Source organism: Mesorhizobium sp. M2A.F.Ca.ET.046.03.2.1 (assembly GCF_003952425.1).
Lineage (GTDB): Bacteria > Pseudomonadota > Alphaproteobacteria > Rhizobiales > Rhizobiaceae > Mesorhizobium.
This window is the reverse complement of sequence record NZ_CP034449.1, coordinates 2831533-2847503: the sequence shown is the minus strand read 5'-3', so window position 1 is coordinate 2847503 and position 15971 is coordinate 2831533. Positions and strand designations below refer to the sequence as shown.

Annotated in this window: 16 protein-coding genes; 3 read left to right on the top strand and 13 right to left on the bottom strand. The window is 65.0% G+C overall.

Features of this window, described 5'->3' with window-relative positions; all coding sequences use genetic code 11:
• Positions 1-8: 8 nt before the first annotated feature.
• The 5 genes from EJ072_RS13530 to EJ072_RS13510 form a co-directional block, all read right to left on the bottom strand.
• Complete coding sequence (locus tag EJ072_RS13530) at positions 9-1664, bottom strand: FAD-binding dehydrogenase (protein WP_126080135.1); 1656 nt, start codon at positions 1662-1664, stop codon at positions 9-11.
• Positions 1665-1765: 101 nt separating this feature from the next.
• The gene (locus EJ072_RS13525; protein ID WP_126080134.1) at positions 1766-2752 is read right to left on the bottom strand and encodes a Gfo/Idh/MocA family oxidoreductase; all 987 of its coding nucleotides are present in this window, start codon (positions 2750-2752) and stop codon (positions 1766-1768) included.
• Positions 2753-3039: 287 nt separating this feature from the next.
• Positions 3040-3615, bottom strand: a complete 576-nt coding sequence (locus tag EJ072_RS13520; protein ID WP_126080133.1) for a YceI family protein — start codon at positions 3613-3615, stop codon at positions 3040-3042.
• Positions 3616-3681: 66 nt separating this feature from the next.
• Positions 3682-4251, bottom strand: coding sequence for a cytochrome b (locus EJ072_RS13515; protein ID WP_126080132.1), 570 nt, complete (start codon positions 4249-4251; stop codon positions 3682-3684).
• 177 nt (positions 4252-4428) lie between these two features.
• Positions 4429-5388, bottom strand: coding sequence for a LysR family transcriptional regulator (locus tag EJ072_RS13510; RefSeq protein WP_245467299.1), 960 nt, complete (start codon positions 5386-5388; stop codon positions 4429-4431).
• 96 nt (positions 5389-5484) lie between these two features.
• Here EJ072_RS13510 and EJ072_RS13505 point away from each other — a divergent pair, with 96 nt between their 5' ends.
• Entirely contained in the window at positions 5485-6480 is a 996-nt protein-coding gene (locus EJ072_RS13505; RefSeq protein WP_126080131.1) for an aldo/keto reductase, read from the top strand.
• Between the two features lie 235 nt (positions 6481-6715).
• Here EJ072_RS13505 and EJ072_RS13495 read toward each other — a convergent pair whose 3' ends face one another.
• The 8 genes from EJ072_RS13495 to infC all read right to left on the bottom strand — a co-directional run bounded on the left by EJ072_RS13495 (position 6716) and on the right by infC (position 13760).
• On the bottom strand, positions 6716-7318 hold the full coding sequence (locus EJ072_RS13495; protein ID WP_126080130.1) for a nucleotidyltransferase family protein: 603 nt from the start codon (positions 7316-7318) through the stop codon (positions 6716-6718).
• Positions 7319-7365: 47 nt separating this feature from the next.
• On the bottom strand, positions 7366-9774 hold the full coding sequence (pheT, locus tag EJ072_RS13490; protein WP_126080129.1) for a phenylalanine--tRNA ligase subunit beta: 2409 nt from the start codon (positions 9772-9774) through the stop codon (positions 7366-7368).
• A complete protein-coding gene (locus tag EJ072_RS13485) occupies positions 9771-10208 on the bottom strand; it encodes a GFA family protein (RefSeq protein ID WP_126080128.1) in 438 nt (145 codons plus the stop codon). The genes pheT and EJ072_RS13485 overlap by 4 nt, the downstream gene beginning before the upstream one ends.
• On the bottom strand, positions 10205-11338 hold the full coding sequence (gene pheS / locus EJ072_RS13480) for a phenylalanine--tRNA ligase subunit alpha (protein WP_126083619.1): 1134 nt from the start codon (positions 11336-11338) through the stop codon (positions 10205-10207). Before pheS ends, EJ072_RS13485 begins: the two co-directional genes overlap by 4 nt.
• A 106-nt stretch (positions 11339-11444) precedes the next feature.
• Complete coding sequence (rplT, locus tag EJ072_RS13475; protein WP_042637600.1) at positions 11445-11846, bottom strand: 50S ribosomal protein L20; 402 nt, start codon at positions 11844-11846, stop codon at positions 11445-11447.
• Positions 11847-11883: 37 nt separating this feature from the next.
• Positions 11884-12087, bottom strand: a complete 204-nt coding sequence (gene rpmI / locus EJ072_RS13470; protein WP_027166935.1) for a 50S ribosomal protein L35 — start codon at positions 12085-12087, stop codon at positions 11884-11886.
• Positions 12088-12422: 335 nt separating this feature from the next.
• Positions 12423-13070, bottom strand: coding sequence for an isoprenylcysteine carboxylmethyltransferase family protein (locus EJ072_RS13465; protein ID WP_126080127.1), 648 nt, complete (start codon positions 13068-13070; stop codon positions 12423-12425).
• 153 nt (positions 13071-13223) lie between these two features.
• Positions 13224-13760, bottom strand: a complete 537-nt coding sequence (infC, locus tag EJ072_RS13460; RefSeq protein ID WP_010912915.1) for a translation initiation factor IF-3 — start codon at positions 13758-13760, stop codon at positions 13224-13226.
• Between the two features lie 214 nt (positions 13761-13974).
• Here infC and EJ072_RS13455 point away from each other — a divergent pair, with 214 nt between their 5' ends.
• Positions 13975-14745, top strand: a complete 771-nt coding sequence (locus EJ072_RS13455; protein WP_126080126.1) for an alpha/beta hydrolase — start codon at positions 13975-13977, stop codon at positions 14743-14745.
• Positions 14746-14747: 2 nt separating this feature from the next.
• Positions 14748-15890: a benzoate/H(+) symporter BenE family transporter gene (locus tag EJ072_RS13450; protein ID WP_126080125.1), complete on the top strand. Its 1143-nt coding sequence runs from the start codon at positions 14748-14750 to the stop codon at positions 15888-15890.
• The last annotated feature ends 81 nt before the right edge of the window (positions 15891-15971 follow it).

The following is a 15971-nucleotide window of genomic DNA, read 5'->3' as shown; positions in this document are numbered from 1 at the left end:
CCCTCCGTTCACGCAATCGTGGCCGCCGCCGCCCGTCCGGCGCTGCGCCCCGAAAAGATGCAGCCGCCGAGGAAGGTGCCCTCCAGCGCCGCATAGCCATGCAGGCCGCCGCCGCCGAAGCCGGCTACCTCGCCGACCGCGTAGAGCCCCGGAACCGGCTGTCCGGCGGCATCGAGCACGCGGCTGTCGAGATCGGTCTCAAGCCCGCCCAGCGTCTTGCGGGTGAGGATGTTGAGGCGCACCGCTATCAGCGGGCCGTTCGCCGGATCGAGCATCTTGTGCGGCCTGGCCGTGCGGATCAGCCTGTCGCCGAGATAGGTGCGCGCGCCGCGCAGCGCCGTGATCTGCGCATCCTTGGAGAACGGGTTGTCGAGCTGCCTGTCGCGGGCGCGGATCTCGCGCTCGACCTGGGCGACGTCCAGCAGCGGCTCGCCGCCGGCCAGCGCGTTCATGCGCGCCACCAGCTTTGAAAGGTCGGCCTCGACGATGAAGTCTTCGCCTTTTTCCATGAAGGCTTTCACCGGGCCGGGAATGCCCGATGTCGCGCGGCCCAGCACTTGCCGCCAGCTCTTCCCGGTGAGGTCCGGATTCTGCTCGGAGCCCGACAGAGCGAACTCCTTCTGGATGATTTTCCTGGTCAGGATGAACCAGGAATAGTCGAAGCCGGTGCCCATGATATGGCTAAGCGTGGCGAGCGTATCGAAGCCCGGATAGAGCGGCACCGGCAGCCTCTTGCCGCGCGCGTCGAGCCAGATCGAGGAGGGACCGGGCAGGACGCGGATCGCATGCTCGGTCCAGATCGGCGCCCAGTTCTTGATGCCCTCGACATAGTGCCACATGCGGTCGCGGTTGATGATCCTGCCGCCCGCGGCCTCGGTGATCGCAAGCATGCGCCCGTCGACATGGTCGGGCACCCCGGTAATCATGCGCTTGGGCGGCGCGCCCAGGCGCTCGGGCCAATTCCTGCGCACCAGCTCGTGATTGCCGCCGATGCCGCCGGAAGCGACGATCACTGCTTGCGCGCTGAGCTCGAACGCGCCGGACACGGCGCGCGAGCTCTTATGCCCGCGCTCGACGCTGCTCGCCTCCAGCACGTCGCCGCGCACGCCGGTGACGGTATCGCGGGTGCGGATGATCTCGTTGACCCGATGACGGAACCTGAATTCGACCAGCCCGCGCTTCTGCGCCTCGCGCACGCGCAGCACGAAAGGTTCGAGCACGCCGGGTCCGGTGCCCCATGTGACATGGAAGCGCGGCACCGAATTGCCGTGGCCGACGGCATTGCCGCCGCCGCGCTCGGCCCAGCCGACGACGGGGAAGAATTTCAAGCCGCGCTCGATCAGCCAGGAGCGCTTCTCGCCGGCGGCGAAGCCGACATAGGCCTCGGCCCATTTGCGCGGCCAGAAATCCTCCGGGCGGTCGAAAGCGGCCGTGCCCATCCAGTCCTCGAGCGCGAGGTCGTGCGAATCGCGGATGCGCATGCGCCGCTGCTCCGGCGAATCGACCAGGAACAGTCCGCCGAAGGACCAGAAGGCCTGGCCGCCCAGCGACTGTTCCGGCTCCTGGTCGACGATGATGATTTTCTTGCCGGCCTCCGCCAGTTCGGCAGCGGCGACGAGGCCCGCCAGCCCCGCGCCGACAATGATCACGTCCGCGTCAGCCATTTTTCCTCCCAGAATGAGCCGGCAAACTTATTCGAAACCTACGCAATTCAGGAGAAGTGTGACGCGGTTTTCCGTTTGGAATTGCGTAAAAGCAAAAATCGTCAGACCGGCTCCCAGCCGTCCTTGTCGCCGGCGCGGAAGATGGCGTCGATGACCTTCTGGTTGAGCACCGATTCCTCCAGCGTGAAGACGCGGTCCTTGCCGCCCTGTGCGGCGCGCACGAAGGCCTCGCATTCCAGCCGGTATTGCTGCGTGCCGGGGAAGCGGAACACCTGCGCCTCGGTATGGTTCTGGTTGTGCAGCTCGATGCGGTGGTGCTCGTAGAGCCCGGCATTGAACGGGCCGAAGACCTCGATGAAGCCTTTCTCGCCGTGGAACACCATCACCTGGCGCGCCGCCATCTGCGTCGAGAGATAGAAGGACAATTCGAAGTCGCCGAAATCGGCGCGGATCGAGGAATAGATGTCGGTGCCGAAGGTCTTGTCGCGCTCGATCGTCGCCTGCACGCGGATCGGCTCCTTGCCAGTCGAGAACCGCGTCGACACCGTCGGATAGACGCCGATATCGGGCAGCGCGCCGCCGCCGAGGTCTAGCTTGTTGCGCATGTTGTTGGGATCGACATTGTAGTAGGAGAAGGCGCCCTGCACGTGCCGCAGCCGGCCGATGGCGCCGCTGGCGATCAGATCGCGCACCTTGATCCATTGCGGGTGATAGGTGACCATGAACGCCTCGCAGACCAGCACCTTCTTTTGGTCGCGCAGCTTGATCAGCGGCGGGATGTCCTTGGCGTCGAGCGCCAGCGGTTTTTCCACCAGCACATGCTTTCCGGCCTCGATCGCCTTCGCCGTCCATTCAACATGCTGCGAGGTCGGCAGCGGGATGTAGACGCCGTCGACGTCCGGGGAGGCAAGCAGTTCCTCATAAGAGCCGAAAGCATGGCGGGCGCCGAAACGCTCGCCCAGCGCCTTGGCCTTCGACAGGTCGCGGCTGGCGATCGCCGACAGGACGCCGTTCTCCGAATCCACGATTGCCGGCAAAAGCTGCTCGCGGCCGATCTTTGCCGTCGACAGAACACCCCATCGGAACATCACGCTTCTCCATGTCGGTTTACAGGCGACGAGGTTTGCCTGAAATCGACGGAAAAGCCAATGCAGGAGGCGGCGCGCTTCCTCGCCCCACGCAGTGGGGAGAGGTGGCCCGGCGAAGCCGGGACGGAGAGGGGCCTTCGTAGAACGCAGCTTCGGAGTGGGACGGCTTCACGACAGCACAATTCTGCGAAGGCTCTGCCGTCGCGGAGGGCGCCCCCGCTCCGTTCTCGGGCTTCGCCCGAGCCACCTCTCCCCCGCCTTCGCGGGGGCGAGGAAATGTGCTGTGCCTACCCCCTCTTCCCCGTCAGCGTCATGTCGAAGTCGACGACATTGGAATAGAGCGGCGTGCCGACATCCATGCCGTAGCGCGACCGCAGCACCTTGCCGGTGACGTGGAATTTGATGGTCCCGCCCTTCAATCCGCCGAGCTCGGCGGTGAATTTCTCCGGAAACGTCTTGCCGCGCGCCGTCAGGCGCCCGGTAACGACCGCCGTCGTGTCACCGGTGCGCGTCACGCTGGTCGAGCGGAACTGGATCTCCGGGTTGTTGGCCGCGTCGAACACCGCGTCGGAGCGCAGGAAGGCATCGATGCGGGCCTGACCGGTGCCGACGCTTTCGGGATAGATGGTGAGGTCGACCTTGGAGCGGCCGACATCGCCATTGTCGATGCGGATCGTGCCCTTGAAGCGGCCGAAAGCGCCGTCGAAGCCGCCGCCGCCGGCCTTGCCGATGGTGAAGCGGATCGAGGAGCCAGACGGGCTGATCGTGTAGCTGCCGGCCGCGTCGCTGAGCGCCACCGCGGCAACGGCAGGCACGGCAAGGCAAGCGGCAAAGGCCGCCAATCCGAGGATACGCGCGTTCATGGGTTTCTTCCTTCCGCAGATACGCTTTTCTGCGTTCTTGCCCCACCAACGAATGGTGGCGCGGTTCTATTCCCTGCCTGACGAAGGTGTGATCATGCGCGTCAGCACATTGTCGCGCAGCAGGAAATGGTGGCGCAGCGCCGCCGCGATGTGCAGCGCCACCAGCCCGATGCCGGCATAGGCGAGATACCAGTGCGCGGACGTCCAAAAGCTCTCCGAAGCGTCGGATTCGGCGAGCGGCAGATTGGGCATCACGAAGAGATCGAACGGCATGGTCGGAATCTCCAGCGTCGACACCGAAACCAACGCCCAGCCGGAGAGCGGCAGCGCGATCTGGAAGGCATAGAGCGCGAAATGCGCCAGCGGCGCGGTCCTGCGCTCCAGCGTGCCAACCGAGCTGGGCAGTGCCGGCGCCACATTGCCGAGCCGCCAGGCGATGCGCAGGATGATCAGCCCGAGCAGCAGGAAGCCGAAGGATTTGTGCAGCTGGATCAGCTCGAAGGACGCGCGCTGGCTTGTCGTGCGCACCATGACGACGCCGAGCGCGAACTGGCCGATGAAGATGACGCCGATCAGCCAGTGCAGGACGATCATCGCCCAGCCGTAGCGGGTGGGGGTGTTGGTAAAGGGTTGCATGCGAGGCGAACGAAGCCGGCGCCGGCTTTCTTCCGGGAGCCTTACCCTCCCCACAAGGGGGCAATCGCATATGGCAGCGCCAGCCCCCTCATCCGGCCGCTTCGCGGCCACCTTCTCCCCGACGGGGAGAAGAGACTGGCGCCGACGCCGGTAATCTCCTCTCCCCCTGGGGAGAGGTCAGCCGAGCGAAGCGGAGGCTGGGTGAGGGGGAGTGCCATATGCGATAGTCCTCCCCACAAGGGGGAGGGTGCCACTCACCTTGAAGAAATCGACAAACGCCCGCAGCGCAGGGCGCATCTGCCGGCGGCTCGGATAGTAGACGAAGAAGCCGTCGAAGGACGGGCACCAGTCCTCCAGCACGCGGATCAGCCTGCCGTCGGCCAGTGGCGCCGACACATAGGGCTCGAAGACGAAGGCAAGGCCGGCGCCGTCGACCGCCGCCTGGGCGATCAGGTGGTCCTCGTCGAGGATCAGCGGTCCTTGCGCCGCGATCTCGATCTCCTCGCCGTCCTTCTCGAATTCCCAGCGGTAAAGGATGCCGCTGGAGAAACGGAAGCGGATGCAGCGGTGGTCGGCCAGCTCGCGCGGATGGCGCGGTTTCGGCATGGAGGCGAAATAGGATTGCGAGCCGACCACCGCGCCGCGGAAGTCGGATCCGATGCGCACCGCGATCATGTCGCGCTGCAGGCTTTCGCCGAGCCGCACGCCAGCGTCGAAGCCGCCTTCGACGACATCGGTGAAGCGATCCTCGATGACGATCTCCAGGACGATATCGGGATAGGCCGCGGCAAAGGCGCCGAGCCTGGGCGTCAGAGTCAGGTGTGCGGCCGTGCGTGGCACGGTGAGCCGCAGATTGCCGGCGGGCCGGTCCCGCGCCTCGACCGCCGTCTCCAGCGCCAGGTCGATCTCGGACAGCGCCGGGCGCAGCCGTTCGAGCAGCTGCGCGCCTTCTTCGGTCGGCGCGACGCTGCGCGTGCTGCGCGCCAGAAGCCGCACGCCGAGCCGCGCTTCGAGGCTCGACACCGCGTGGCTGACCGCCGAGGGCGCGATGCCGAGCTCGCGCGCGGCGCCGCGAAAGCTGGCGCATTGGGCGACCGTGGCGAGCACGGCGAGCTGCGAGAGGTTGGTGCGGTTCATTGGTCTATGTTTTAGAACAAGCCGTGCAAAGGAGAGCCGATTATCGAACGGACTGCAAGGCCCTATTTCCTGCCCATCGCAACAAGGAGATGCGTGATGAAAACCCGCAAACTCGGAACTGAACTCGAAGTCTTCCCCGTCGGGCTCGGCTGCATGGGCATGAGCTTCGCTTATGGCGGCCAGCCGGAGGCCGAGGCCATCGCCACGCTGCGCCGCGCCGTCGAAATCGGCGTGACCTTCTTCGACACGGCGGAAGTCTATGGTCCGTTCGAGAACGAAATCCTGCTCGGCAAGGCGCTGAAGCCGGTGCGCGACAAGGTGACCATCGCCACCAAATTCGGCTTCAAGATCCTCGACGAAGGCACCGGCCTCGACCGCATGGCGGGCGTCGACAGTCGCCCCGAGCACGTCAAGGCGGTGGCCGAAGCTTCGCTGAAGCGGCTCGATACCGACGTGATCGACCTCTACTACCAGCACCGCGTCGATCCCAACGTGCCGATCGAGGACACGGTCGGCGCCATGGCCGAGCTGGTGCGCGAGGGCAAGGTGAGGGCGCTGGGCCTGTCGGAGGTGAGCGGCGCGACATTGCGCCGGGCGCATGCCGTGCACCCGATCGCCGCGGTGCAAAGTGAATATTCGCTGTGGAGCCGCGATCCCGAGGACGAGGTCTTCGCCGTCTGCCGCGAGCTTGGCATCGGTTTCGTGCCCTACAGCCCGCTCGGCCGCGGCCTGCTCACCGGCACGATTGCCAAGCCCGATGTGCTCGGCGCCGGCGATTGGCGCCTCACTCTGCCGCGCTTCCAGGCCGAGGCGATGGCAGCTAACAACGCCGTCATCGCGGTGCTGGAGAAGATGGCGGCGGAAAAGGGCGTGACACCGGCGCAGCTGGCGCTCGCCTGGGTGCTGCACCAGGGCGATTTCATCGTGCCGATCCCCGGTGCAAGAAAGATCCGCCACTTGGAGCAGAATACGGCGGCGGCCGGGATTGAGTTGAGCGCGGCCGAGGTTGCGGCGATCGGCGATGCATTGTCGCCGGATAAGGTGGTCGGCAAGCGCTATACGGAGGAATTGCTGGCGCTGGTGAATGGGTAGCAGACGAAGGGCGCTTTGGCGCCCGTTGTTGAAAGGCCGGCACGAGGCCCCCCTCTCTGGCCTGCCGGCCATCTCCCCCTCAAAAGGGGGGAGATCGATGTCGCATCTGCTTTCGTCAATCACCTGCGTTGCAAGGGAGCGCCGGCATCGAAACTGCCAATCTCCCCCCTTGAGGGGGAGATGCCCGGCAGGGCAGAGAGGGGGGCCTCGCGCCGACCTATTTTATTCTGCACCCTTACCAAGGCATCACTTCAATCTCCGGCCAGCACTCCCTGGCCCTTCTCCCCTTCGCCTCATGGGTCCGCTGATTGTCCAGCGCCCGGTTCGGCGTGATGCGAAACGAAAAGATATAATCCAGCCCGAACGGCGCCACCAGCTCCAGCGCCCCGTCAGCACCGTATCGCACCCCAACCGCATGCGTCTTCGACGCAAAATAGCTCACCGACTCGCTCGAACTCGCATACCGCGGACATTCCTCACCAAACTTCACCGGATACCACAGATGCACCCTCGCCTGGTTGCGCACCTCGACCGGCAGCGGCAGCCCCTCGAAATGCGCCGCCGCGCGGCGGATCACCGTGTCCTCGGCCTCGTAGGAGAGATCGGCATCATCGAAATAGAACAGATCGACGTCCTTGATGCCGTAGCCTGGCGGCTTGCCGGTCAGATGGTTCCAGACGCTGTTGTAGAGCGCGCCGGAAGCCACCAGCCAATCCGGCAGCGCAAGCGCCCGCGCCCGCGCCAGCGTCTCGGCCAACAGCGGGTCGGCCGCGATGATGCCGAGGAAAGCCGTGCGTTGCGTTTCGAAGGGAAGGCCGGAGTAGCGGAGGTGGTCCATCGCCCTTTGGAAGGCGATTCGCCACCTTCCGGCAATCCCAAGAAAGCCTATGCCCTCAGCACGCCGCCCGTCTGCTTGTTGACGTTCTCGACGATGCGCTTGGCCAGCGCCTCGAAATCCTCGTCGGTCAGCGTCTTTTCGACCGGCTGGATCGACACCTCGATGGCGATCGACTTCTTGGCTTCGCCGAGCGTGGCACCCTCGAAGACGTCGAACACCGAAACGCCGGTGACCAGCTTCTTGTCGGCAGCCAAGGCTGCTCGCACCAGCGTTCCGGCCTCGACCGTCCTGTCGACGACGAAGGCGAAATCGCGCTTCACCGCCTGGAAGGGCGACAGCTCCAGCTTCGGCTTGGTGCGCGTCGGCTTGGCCTTCGGCTCCGGCACGGCGTCGACGAAAACCTCGAAGCCGCAGATCGGGCCGGACGCATCGAGCCCGTCCAGCGTCTTCGGATGGAACTCGCCGAAAGTGCCGAGCACGGTCTTGGGGCCGAGCTTAATCGTGCCGGAACGTCCCGGGTGATACCAGGCCGGGCCGCCCGGCTCGATCTGCAGCCGGTCGACCGGCGCGCCGCAGGCCTCGAGCGCCGCGATCGCGTCCGCCTTGGCGTCGAACACGCCGACCGGCCCGGCATTGCCGGCCCAGCTGCGGCCCGAACCGTCGAGCCTAGCCGTACCGCGCCTCACGCCGGCTGCCACTCGCCGCTGCTGTTCGGGCGCGTCACCTTCATAGGTGCCGGAGACCTCGAACAGCGCCACGTCGCCGATGCCGCGGTCGGCATTGCGCTGCGCCGCGGCGATCAGTCCGGGCAGCAGCGAAGGCCGCATGTCGGACATGTCGGCGGCGATCGGGTTGGCGAGCTTCAGCGCCGTCTGGCCGCCGCCGAACAGCTCGGCGTGCTTGGCCGGGATGAACGACCAGGTCACGGCCTCCATCATGCCGCGCACGGCGAGCGCTCGCTTGGCGGCGCGGGTGCGCACCTGCAGCGTGGTCAGGATCTTGCCGTTGACGGCGTCATGCGAGGTCAGCGGCTGGGCCAAGATGTTGTCGACGCCGTGGATGCGCATCACCTCCTCGACGAGGTCTGCCTTGCCGTCGATGTCCGGCCGCCAGGACGGCACCGTCACCTTGACGACGTCGCCCGAGCCCTGCGGCTCGAAGCCGAGCCGCGTCAGGATGTCGAGGCTCTCGGCCTTGGGGACCTCGATGCCGGTCAGCCGCTTCACTTCCGACAGCGGGAAGGACACGACCATCGCCTTGTGTCCGGCATAGCCGGCAACCTCCATCTCGCTCGGCGTGCCGCCGCAGAAATCGAGCACCAGCCTGGTCGCGAGCTCCACGCCCGGCACCATGAATTGGGGATCGACGCCGCGCTCGAAACGATAGCGCGCGTCGGTGATGATGCCGAGCGCGCGGCCGGTGCGGGCCGTCGTGATCGGATCCCAGAGCGCCGATTCGATCAGCACATCGGTGGTGTTCTCGTCGCAGCCCGAATGCTCGCCGCCCATGATGCCGGCGATCGATTCCACGCCATTGTCGTCGGCGATCACACACATTTCGGGCGTCAGCGTGTATTCGCGGCCGTCCAGCGCCAGCACCTTCTCGCCGTCCCGGGCGCGGCGCACGACGAGGTTGCCGGCGACCTTCTTGGCGTCGAACACATGCAGCGGCCGGCCGCGGTCGAAGGTGACGTAGTTGGTGATGTCGACCAGCGCGCTGATCGGCCGGAGCCCGATGGCGATCAGCCGCTGCTGCAGCCATTTCGGCGACGGGCCGTTCTTGACGCCCTTGACCAGCCTCAGCGCGAAGCCGGGGCAAAGCTCGGGCGCCTCGATCGTGACCTTGACCGGTGTCGCGCCCTTGCCGGGAATCGCTTCCACCGGTGCTGTCTTCAGCCGTCCGAGCCCGCTCGCTGCAAGGTCGCGGGCGATGCCGTAGACGCTGGTCGCATCCGGCCGGTTCGGCGTCAGGTTGATCTCGATCACCGGATCGTCGAGATGCGCGTAGGCCGCGAAGCTGGTGCCGACCGGCGCATCCTCAGGCAAATCGATGATGCCGCTGTGCTCGTCCGACAGTTCCAGCTCGCGTTCCGAGCACATCATGCCATGGCTTTCGACGCCGCGGATCTTGCCGACCGAGAGCGTCACGTCGATGCCCGGGATGTAGGTGCCGGGCGCGGCGAAGGCGCCGATCATCCCCGCGCGGGCATTGGGCGCCCCGCACACCACCTGCACGGGCGGCTTGCCGTCGCCGGTGTCGACGGTCAGCACCCGCAGCCGGTCGGCATCGGGGTGCTGCACCGCCGTCAGCACCTTGGCGATGACGAAGGGTTTCAAGCCTGCCTTGTCGTCGACATGTTCGACTTCGAGGCCGATCGCGGTCAGCCGCTCGACGATCTCGGCAAGCGAGGCGTCGGTCTCGAGATGGTCCTTGAGCCAGGAGAGCGTGAATTTCATGGTTCTGTTCCGTTCGGTCCTTGCCCTTCTGGTCGGGGCACGCTGGTCTTCAGATGTCTCGGCAGGTCGTCCGGCATGTGCAGGAAGGGCAGTTGCTCGCGCACATAGGCATGCAGCGTCGGCTTGAAATAGGCCGGCATGTCCATGACGCCGAGCATGAAATAGATCTTGTTGTCGAGCCGCTTATCGACATAGGCGATCGGCGAGCCGCAAATGCCGCAGAAGGAGCGCTCCACCGGGCCGTTGCGGTAGCTTTTCAGCGACTTGCCTTCGAGCGCGACCTGGTCGGCCATGAAGCCGACAAAGGCCGACACCGGCGCGCCCGTGGCGCGCCGGCAGTCGCCGCAATGGCAATAGCTGATGTGGTGCGGCTCGGCCGAGGCCTCGAACCGCACCGCGCCGCAACGGCAGCCGCCGGTGTGAGGTGCCGTCATGCAGACAGCCCCCCGAACAGCGTCGGCAGGTCGAGCGGCCGGAAGCCGTAATGCGTGAGCCACCTCACGTCGGCGTCGAAGAAGGCGCGCAAATCCGGCATGCCGTATTTCAGCATGGCGATGCGGTCGATACCCATGCCCCAGGCAAAGCCCTGATATTCGTCGGGATCGAGCCCGCCGTAACGCAGCACGTTGGGATGCACCATGCCGCAGCCCAGGATCTCCATCCAGTCGGAGCCTTCGCCGAAGCGCACTTCGCCCGGACGCGAGCGGTCGCACTGGATGTCGACCTCGAGGCTGGGTTCGGTGAACGGGAAGAAGGACGGGCGGAAGCGCATCTTGACGCTAGGCACCTCGAAGAAGGCCTTGCAGAACTCCTCCAGCACCCACTTCATGTTGGCGATGTTGGCGGTTTTGTCGATCACCAGCCCTTCGACCTGGTGGAACATCGGCGAATGCGTCGCGTCGGAATCCTGCCGGTAGGTCTTGCCGGGAATGACGATGCGGATCGGCGGCTTCTGCCGCTCCATGGTGCGGATCTGCACAGGCGAGGTGTGTGTGCGCAGCAGCTTGCGCTCGCCCCTCTCGTCCGGCTGGAAGAAGAAGGTGTCGTGCATCTCGCGCGCCGGATGTCCCTCGGGGAAGTTCAGCGCCGTGAAATTGTAATGGTCGGTCTCGATATCCGGACCTTCGGCGATCGAGAAGCCGAGATCGCCGAAGATCGCCGCGATCTCGTCGATCACCTGGCTGATCGGATGGATGCGGCCGCGCTCGCCCGGCGACTGGCGAACGGGGAGCGTGACATCGACCTTCTCGGCCTCGAGCCGGGCGACGATCGCCACATCCTTCAACTCGGCCTTGCGCCGGGTGAGTGCCTCGGTGACGCGGTTCTTGAGGCCGTTGATCGCCGGGCCCTTCACCTGCCGTTCCTCGGCGCTCATGGCGCCCAGCGTCTTCAGCATTTCGGACACCGAGCCCTTCTTGCCCAGCGCCGAGACGCGCACCGCCTCGATCGCGGCCTCATCCGAGGCCGCCGCGATCTCGGCGAGCAGCGAAGCTTCCAGGGCTTCAAGATTTCCAGCAGTGGCGTTCACGGCGAAACTCTCTTCGTTCGGGCGGACAGCACCCATGTGGTGCGTCACCATCTTGGTTTGATCAGGCATAAGAAAAACCCGCGCCAGCCGTGCCAGCGCGGGTTCCCCAAATCAGTACTAGAAATGCTTGGGAAGCGCTGGCTTAGGCGACAGCGCTCTCAAAAGCATTCGGCGTGGTGTTCTTCAGATATTCGAGCGCGACCTTGGCCTTGGCCACCAGCGCGGCGAAAGCCTGCGGCTCGTGGATGGCCATGTCCGAAAGGACCTTGCGGTCGATCTCGATGCCGGCCTTGTTGAGACCGTCGATGAAGCGGCCATAGGTCAGGCCGTGCTCGTGGGTCGCCGCGTTGATGCGCTGGATCCACAGCGCGCGGAACGAGCGCTTGCGGTTCTTGCGGTCGCGGTAGGCATACTGCAGCGACTTCTCCACCGCCTGCTTGGCGATGCGGATGGTGTTCTTGCGGCGGCCGTAGAAACCCTTGGCGGCTTTCAGGACCTTCTTGTGCTTGGCGTGGGCGGTGACGCCTCTCTTTACGCGTGCCATGTCATGATCTCCTTAATACGTTGTCCAAGCCGAGGGATTAGAGGCCGTTCGGCAGAAAATTCTTGATGACCTTCTTGCCGTCCGGTTCAGCCAGAACCATCGTGCCGCGGGCATCGCGAATGAACTTGTTGGAACGCTTGATCATGCCGTGGCGCTTGCCGGCGGCAGCCGACAGCACCTTGCCGGTGGCAGTAATCTTGAACCGCTTCTTGGCGGCCGATTTGGTCTTCATCTTGGGCATTTTGCTACTCCGTATTGGTGGCGCACCATCGCGCTTCTTTTCTCGCTTCGGGCCGACCAAAGCCCGAAAAGCAAATGAAACCGCCACGGCATGCCCTGCCGGGCGGTTTTCTGGAACCGCGGTCCTATAGATCAAAGACGGCTGCTGTGCAACACCTCAAGCCATGCGACGCGGTGTCCGCGATGTGCGCCGGCGGGAACGGTTGAGATTCAGGTCAGGCCGAGCCGAAAATGGTGGTTTCCGAGAACCGGAGCGGAGCGTACTTAAAGTACGTGAGCACCGGAAGCGCAGGAAGCCGCCATTTGCAGGCCGGCCTCACCTGAAGATTACCGTTCCTAGGGCAGCGTGAACCACACCGGCAACACCCCCGACTGTTGCGCGCCGTCGATCAGCTCGAAGGCCGGCAGCGCCACCAGGAACACCATGCCGTCGAGCAGCGTGTTCAACAACAGGCGCGGCTTGAAGCTGCCGGTGTCGCCCTCCCGGTAGAGCCGGAGGTTCGGGAAGAAACGCGGCACCTTGGCAAGATACGCCGCATAAGGGGCGCCGAGAACTTCCTTCAGATAGCGCTCCTCGCGCAGGATGACGATGTGGAACGCGCCGGCGCACAGCAGCGCAAAGAGAATGATGCCTGAAAACGAGCCGATCTGCGCGCCGACGCCGGCAGCAGCCACGGTCGAGAACAGGTAGAGCGGGTTGCGGGTGATCGAATAGGGCCCGCCGGTGACCACTTCGGAGGATTTGCGCCCCCCGATATAAAGCGTCGACCACAATCGCCCGACTATGCCGAGAAAAATCAAGAGCACGCCGAACATCTCGATCGTTTCGTGCACCGGCGTGTCCGGCGGAAAAGTCGACTGTCCGAACAGAAGCGCGGCAAACAGCACCACGATCAGAACGGCCAGCACAACGCGGCGCATATACTGATAGCCGCCGAGACCTGGCGTTTGCCTGGCAGGCTTGGACTTCACTTCATCGGCCATGAGGAAAACCCGATCGTCTGCTCGCGATCTCGAAGCGATCGTCGAGATTTGCACGCAACCGAAGAACTCGGTCGTCGATTTGCTCGCGATCGGACAGAAAACAGGCGTCCCGCCGATCGTCGGGACGCCCCTGCACCATGATTTTGGCGGGATTTAGCGCGGCGCCAGAACCATCATCATCTGGCGGCCTTCGAGCTTCGGCTCCGCCTCGACCTTGGCGATCGTCGCCACTTCCTCGCGCACCTTGTTCAGAAGCTGCATGCCGAGCTCCATATGCGCCATCTCGCGGCCGCGGAAGCGCAGCGTCAGCTTGACCTTGTCGCCTTCCTCGAAGAAGCGCCGCACGGCCTTCATCTTGGTCTCATAGTCATGGCTGTCGATGTTCGGGCGCATCTTGATCTCCTTGATCTCGATGACCTTCTGGTTCTTGCGCGCTTCGGCCGCCTTCTTCTGGTTGGCGTATTTCAGCTTGCCGAGATCGAGGATCTTGACGACGGGCGGTACCGCATTGGGCGATATCTCGACCAGATCGAGCCCGGCCTCTTCGGCGAGCAGCAATGCGTCGTTGATGGAAACATCGCCGCGGTTCTGGCCTTCGGCGTCGATAAGCTGGACCCGGGGAACCCGGATGTCTCGGTTGGAGCGCGGCCCGTCCTTGGTGGGTGCCGCTGCTTTGAAAGGTCTGCGAATGGTCGTGGTCTCCTCGGCCGTTTCGTTCAGGGTTTCTGTAGAGTCAAAACAGGTGGACGCGCCTATGTGGTGAGCGCGGGGTGTGAGTCAATAGCATAGCCCTGCCGGAAAATCACCTGCCGCCTGCAATTGTCTGCACCAAGCAAAGAAATGCCGCGAGCACTTTTCGTTGAACCACCGCCTGTGCCAAAAGACCGGCGGAAAGGACAAGCCCATGGCCGCCGGCGCTCCGGTTTTCATCGATGTGGACGGATCGAGCATCGCCGTCAGGCAGGCGCCGGGCGCGGCGCCCGGCGTGGTGTGGCTCGGCGGCTACAAGTCCGACATGCTGGGCACGAAGGCGGAGACACTTGCCGCCTGGGCCGCTCGCGAGGGCCGCGCCTATCTGCGCCACGACTATTCCGGCCATGGCGAGTCGGGCGGCGAATTCGCCGGCGGCACGATCTCCAGATGGCTGGCCGAGAGCCTTGCCGTCTTTCGGCGCTTCAGCAAAGGCAAGCAGGTCCTGGTCGGCTCCTCGATGGGGGCGTGGATCGCTCTGCGCATGGTGCAGGAATTGCGCCGGGCGGGCGACGACCGCGTGGCCGGTCTCGTGCTGCTTGCGCCGGCGCCTGACTTCACATTCGAGTTGATCGAACCGGTGCTGACCAAGGCACAGAGGCGCGATCTTTCTAAAAAGGGATTTTTTGCCGAGCCGTCCGACTATTCGGACGAGCCTTATATCTACACCCGGGCGCTGATCGAGGACGGCCGCGCCAACCGGGTCATGACCGGACCGATCGACACGCACTGTCCGGTGCACATATTGCAGGGCCTGGCCGATCCGGACGTGCCGTCCAGCCATGCGCTGAAGCTCGCATCGATGCTTCCCGCCGACGACGTGACGCTGTCGCTGATCCCCGACGGCGACCATCGCCTGTCCCGTCCCGAGGATCTCGATATGCTGCAGCGCGCCGTCGCCGACATGGTCAGGCGGGCCGCCTGACCATGCGCATCTCCATCCCGATATCCGCCTTCGTCGCCGCGATCGTCGGCTTCGGCGGCACGCTGGCCCTCGTCATCGCCGCCGCCAAGGCGGTCGGCGCCACCCAGATCGAGACCGCCAGCGGCGTGACGGCGATCTGCCTTGCCATGGTCGTGGAATGCCTGTGGCTGTCCTGGCGCACGAAAATGCCTGTCATCACCGCCTGGTCGACGCCGGGTCTCGCCCTGATCGCGGCCTCCAGCGGTTTCACGATGCCGCAGGCCGTGGGCGCCTTCATGGTCACCGGTGTCCTTCTGGTCGCCACCGGCCTCTTCAAGCCGCTGACCCGGCTGATCGCGCAGATCCCGGCCTCTGTGGCGTCCGGCATGCTGGCCGGCATCCTGGTCAGCTTCGCCGTCAATGCGGTGAAGGCCATTCCCGCCGATCCCTGGCTGATCCTGCCACTGATCGCCGCCTTCTTCGTCATCCGCCTGTTCAGTCCGGCTTTATCGGTGCTGGTGGTGCTGATCGGCGGCGGCCTTGCCGCTTTCCTCACCGGCCGCGTCGGCAGCCTGCCGGTGCCGGAACTGTCGACATTGACGTTCATTGCGCCGCAATTCACCGCATCGGCGACCATCGGCCTTGCCTTGCCGCTCTACCTGGTCACCATGGCCTCGCAGAACCTTTCCGGCCTCGCGGTGCTGCGTGCCGCCGGCTATCACCCCGAACCCGGCCCGCTGATCGGCGTCACCGGACTGTTTTCGCTGCTCTCGGCGCCGTTCGGCGCCGCGACCACCAATCTCGCGGCGATCTCGGCCGCAATCTGCACCGGCCCCGATGTCCATCCAGATCCGGCCGAGCGGTGGAAGACCGGGCCGTTCTACGCGCTGGCCTATCTCATCTTCGCCATCTTCGGCGCCTCGCTGGTGGCGATCTTCGCCGTGCTGCCGCAGAGCCTGATCGTGCTGGTCGCGGGGCTCGCCTTGACGGCGCCCCTGGCCAATGCGCTGTCGATAGCCCTTCATGACTCTGGCGACCGCATGCCGGCCACCGTCACCTTCGCCGTGACCGCGTCGGGACTCACGCTCTTCGGCGTCGGCGCGGCGTTCTGGGGGCTTATCGCCGGCATGGCAGTGCTTTTCCTGGAAAAACTCAAAAAGCGATAATCATTTCAGAAGCTTCGCCGGTTTTGGCCGGATTTGTCTTGAATAGCCCATTTCGCCTTCCCATTTCGATTCCACGCAGCC

What these genes read in the sequence shown, in the direction of transcription:
- EJ072_RS13485 (WP_126080128.1), bottom strand. Translation starts at nt 10,208, where the DNA reads ATGACGGCACCTCACACCGGCGGCTGCCGTTGCGGCGCGGTGCGGTTC.
- EJ072_RS13450 (WP_126080125.1), top strand. Translation starts at nt 14,748, where the DNA reads ATGCGCATCTCCATCCCGATATCCGCCTTCGTCGCCGCGATCGTCGGC.
- rplT (WP_042637600.1), bottom strand. Translation starts at nt 11,846, where the DNA reads ATGGCACGCGTAAAGAGAGGCGTCACCGCCCACGCCAAGCACAAGAAG.
- EJ072_RS13495 (WP_126080130.1), bottom strand. Translation starts at nt 7,318, where the DNA reads ATGGACCACCTCCGCTACTCCGGCCTTCCCTTCGAAACGCAACGCACG.
- EJ072_RS13465 (WP_126080127.1), bottom strand. Translation starts at nt 13,070, where the DNA reads ATGGCCGATGAAGTGAAGTCCAAGCCTGCCAGGCAAACGCCAGGTCTC.
- EJ072_RS13515 (WP_126080132.1), bottom strand. Translation starts at nt 4,251, where the DNA reads ATGCAACCCTTTACCAACACCCCCACCCGCTACGGCTGGGCGATGATC.
- rpmI (WP_027166935.1), bottom strand. Translation starts at nt 12,087, where the DNA reads ATGCCCAAGATGAAGACCAAATCGGCCGCCAAGAAGCGGTTCAAGATT.
- EJ072_RS13505 (WP_126080131.1), top strand. Translation starts at nt 5,485, where the DNA reads ATGAAAACCCGCAAACTCGGAACTGAACTCGAAGTCTTCCCCGTCGGG.
- EJ072_RS13455 (WP_126080126.1), top strand. Translation starts at nt 13,975, where the DNA reads ATGGCCGCCGGCGCTCCGGTTTTCATCGATGTGGACGGATCGAGCATC.
- pheS (WP_126083619.1), bottom strand. Translation starts at nt 11,338, where the DNA reads ATGGGTGCTGTCCGCCCGAACGAAGAGAGTTTCGCCGTGAACGCCACT.
- EJ072_RS13520 (WP_126080133.1), bottom strand. Translation starts at nt 3,615, where the DNA reads ATGAACGCGCGTATCCTCGGATTGGCGGCCTTTGCCGCTTGCCTTGCC.
- EJ072_RS13530 (WP_126080135.1), bottom strand. Translation starts at nt 1,664, where the DNA reads ATGGCTGACGCGGACGTGATCATTGTCGGCGCGGGGCTGGCGGGCCTC.
- pheT (WP_126080129.1), bottom strand. Translation starts at nt 9,774, where the DNA reads ATGAAATTCACGCTCTCCTGGCTCAAGGACCATCTCGAGACCGACGCC.
- EJ072_RS13525 (WP_126080134.1), bottom strand. Translation starts at nt 2,752, where the DNA reads ATGTTCCGATGGGGTGTTCTGTCGACGGCAAAGATCGGCCGCGAGCAG.
- EJ072_RS13510 (WP_245467299.1), bottom strand. Translation starts at nt 5,388, where the DNA reads ATGAACCGCACCAACCTCTCGCAGCTCGCCGTGCTCGCCACGGTCGCC.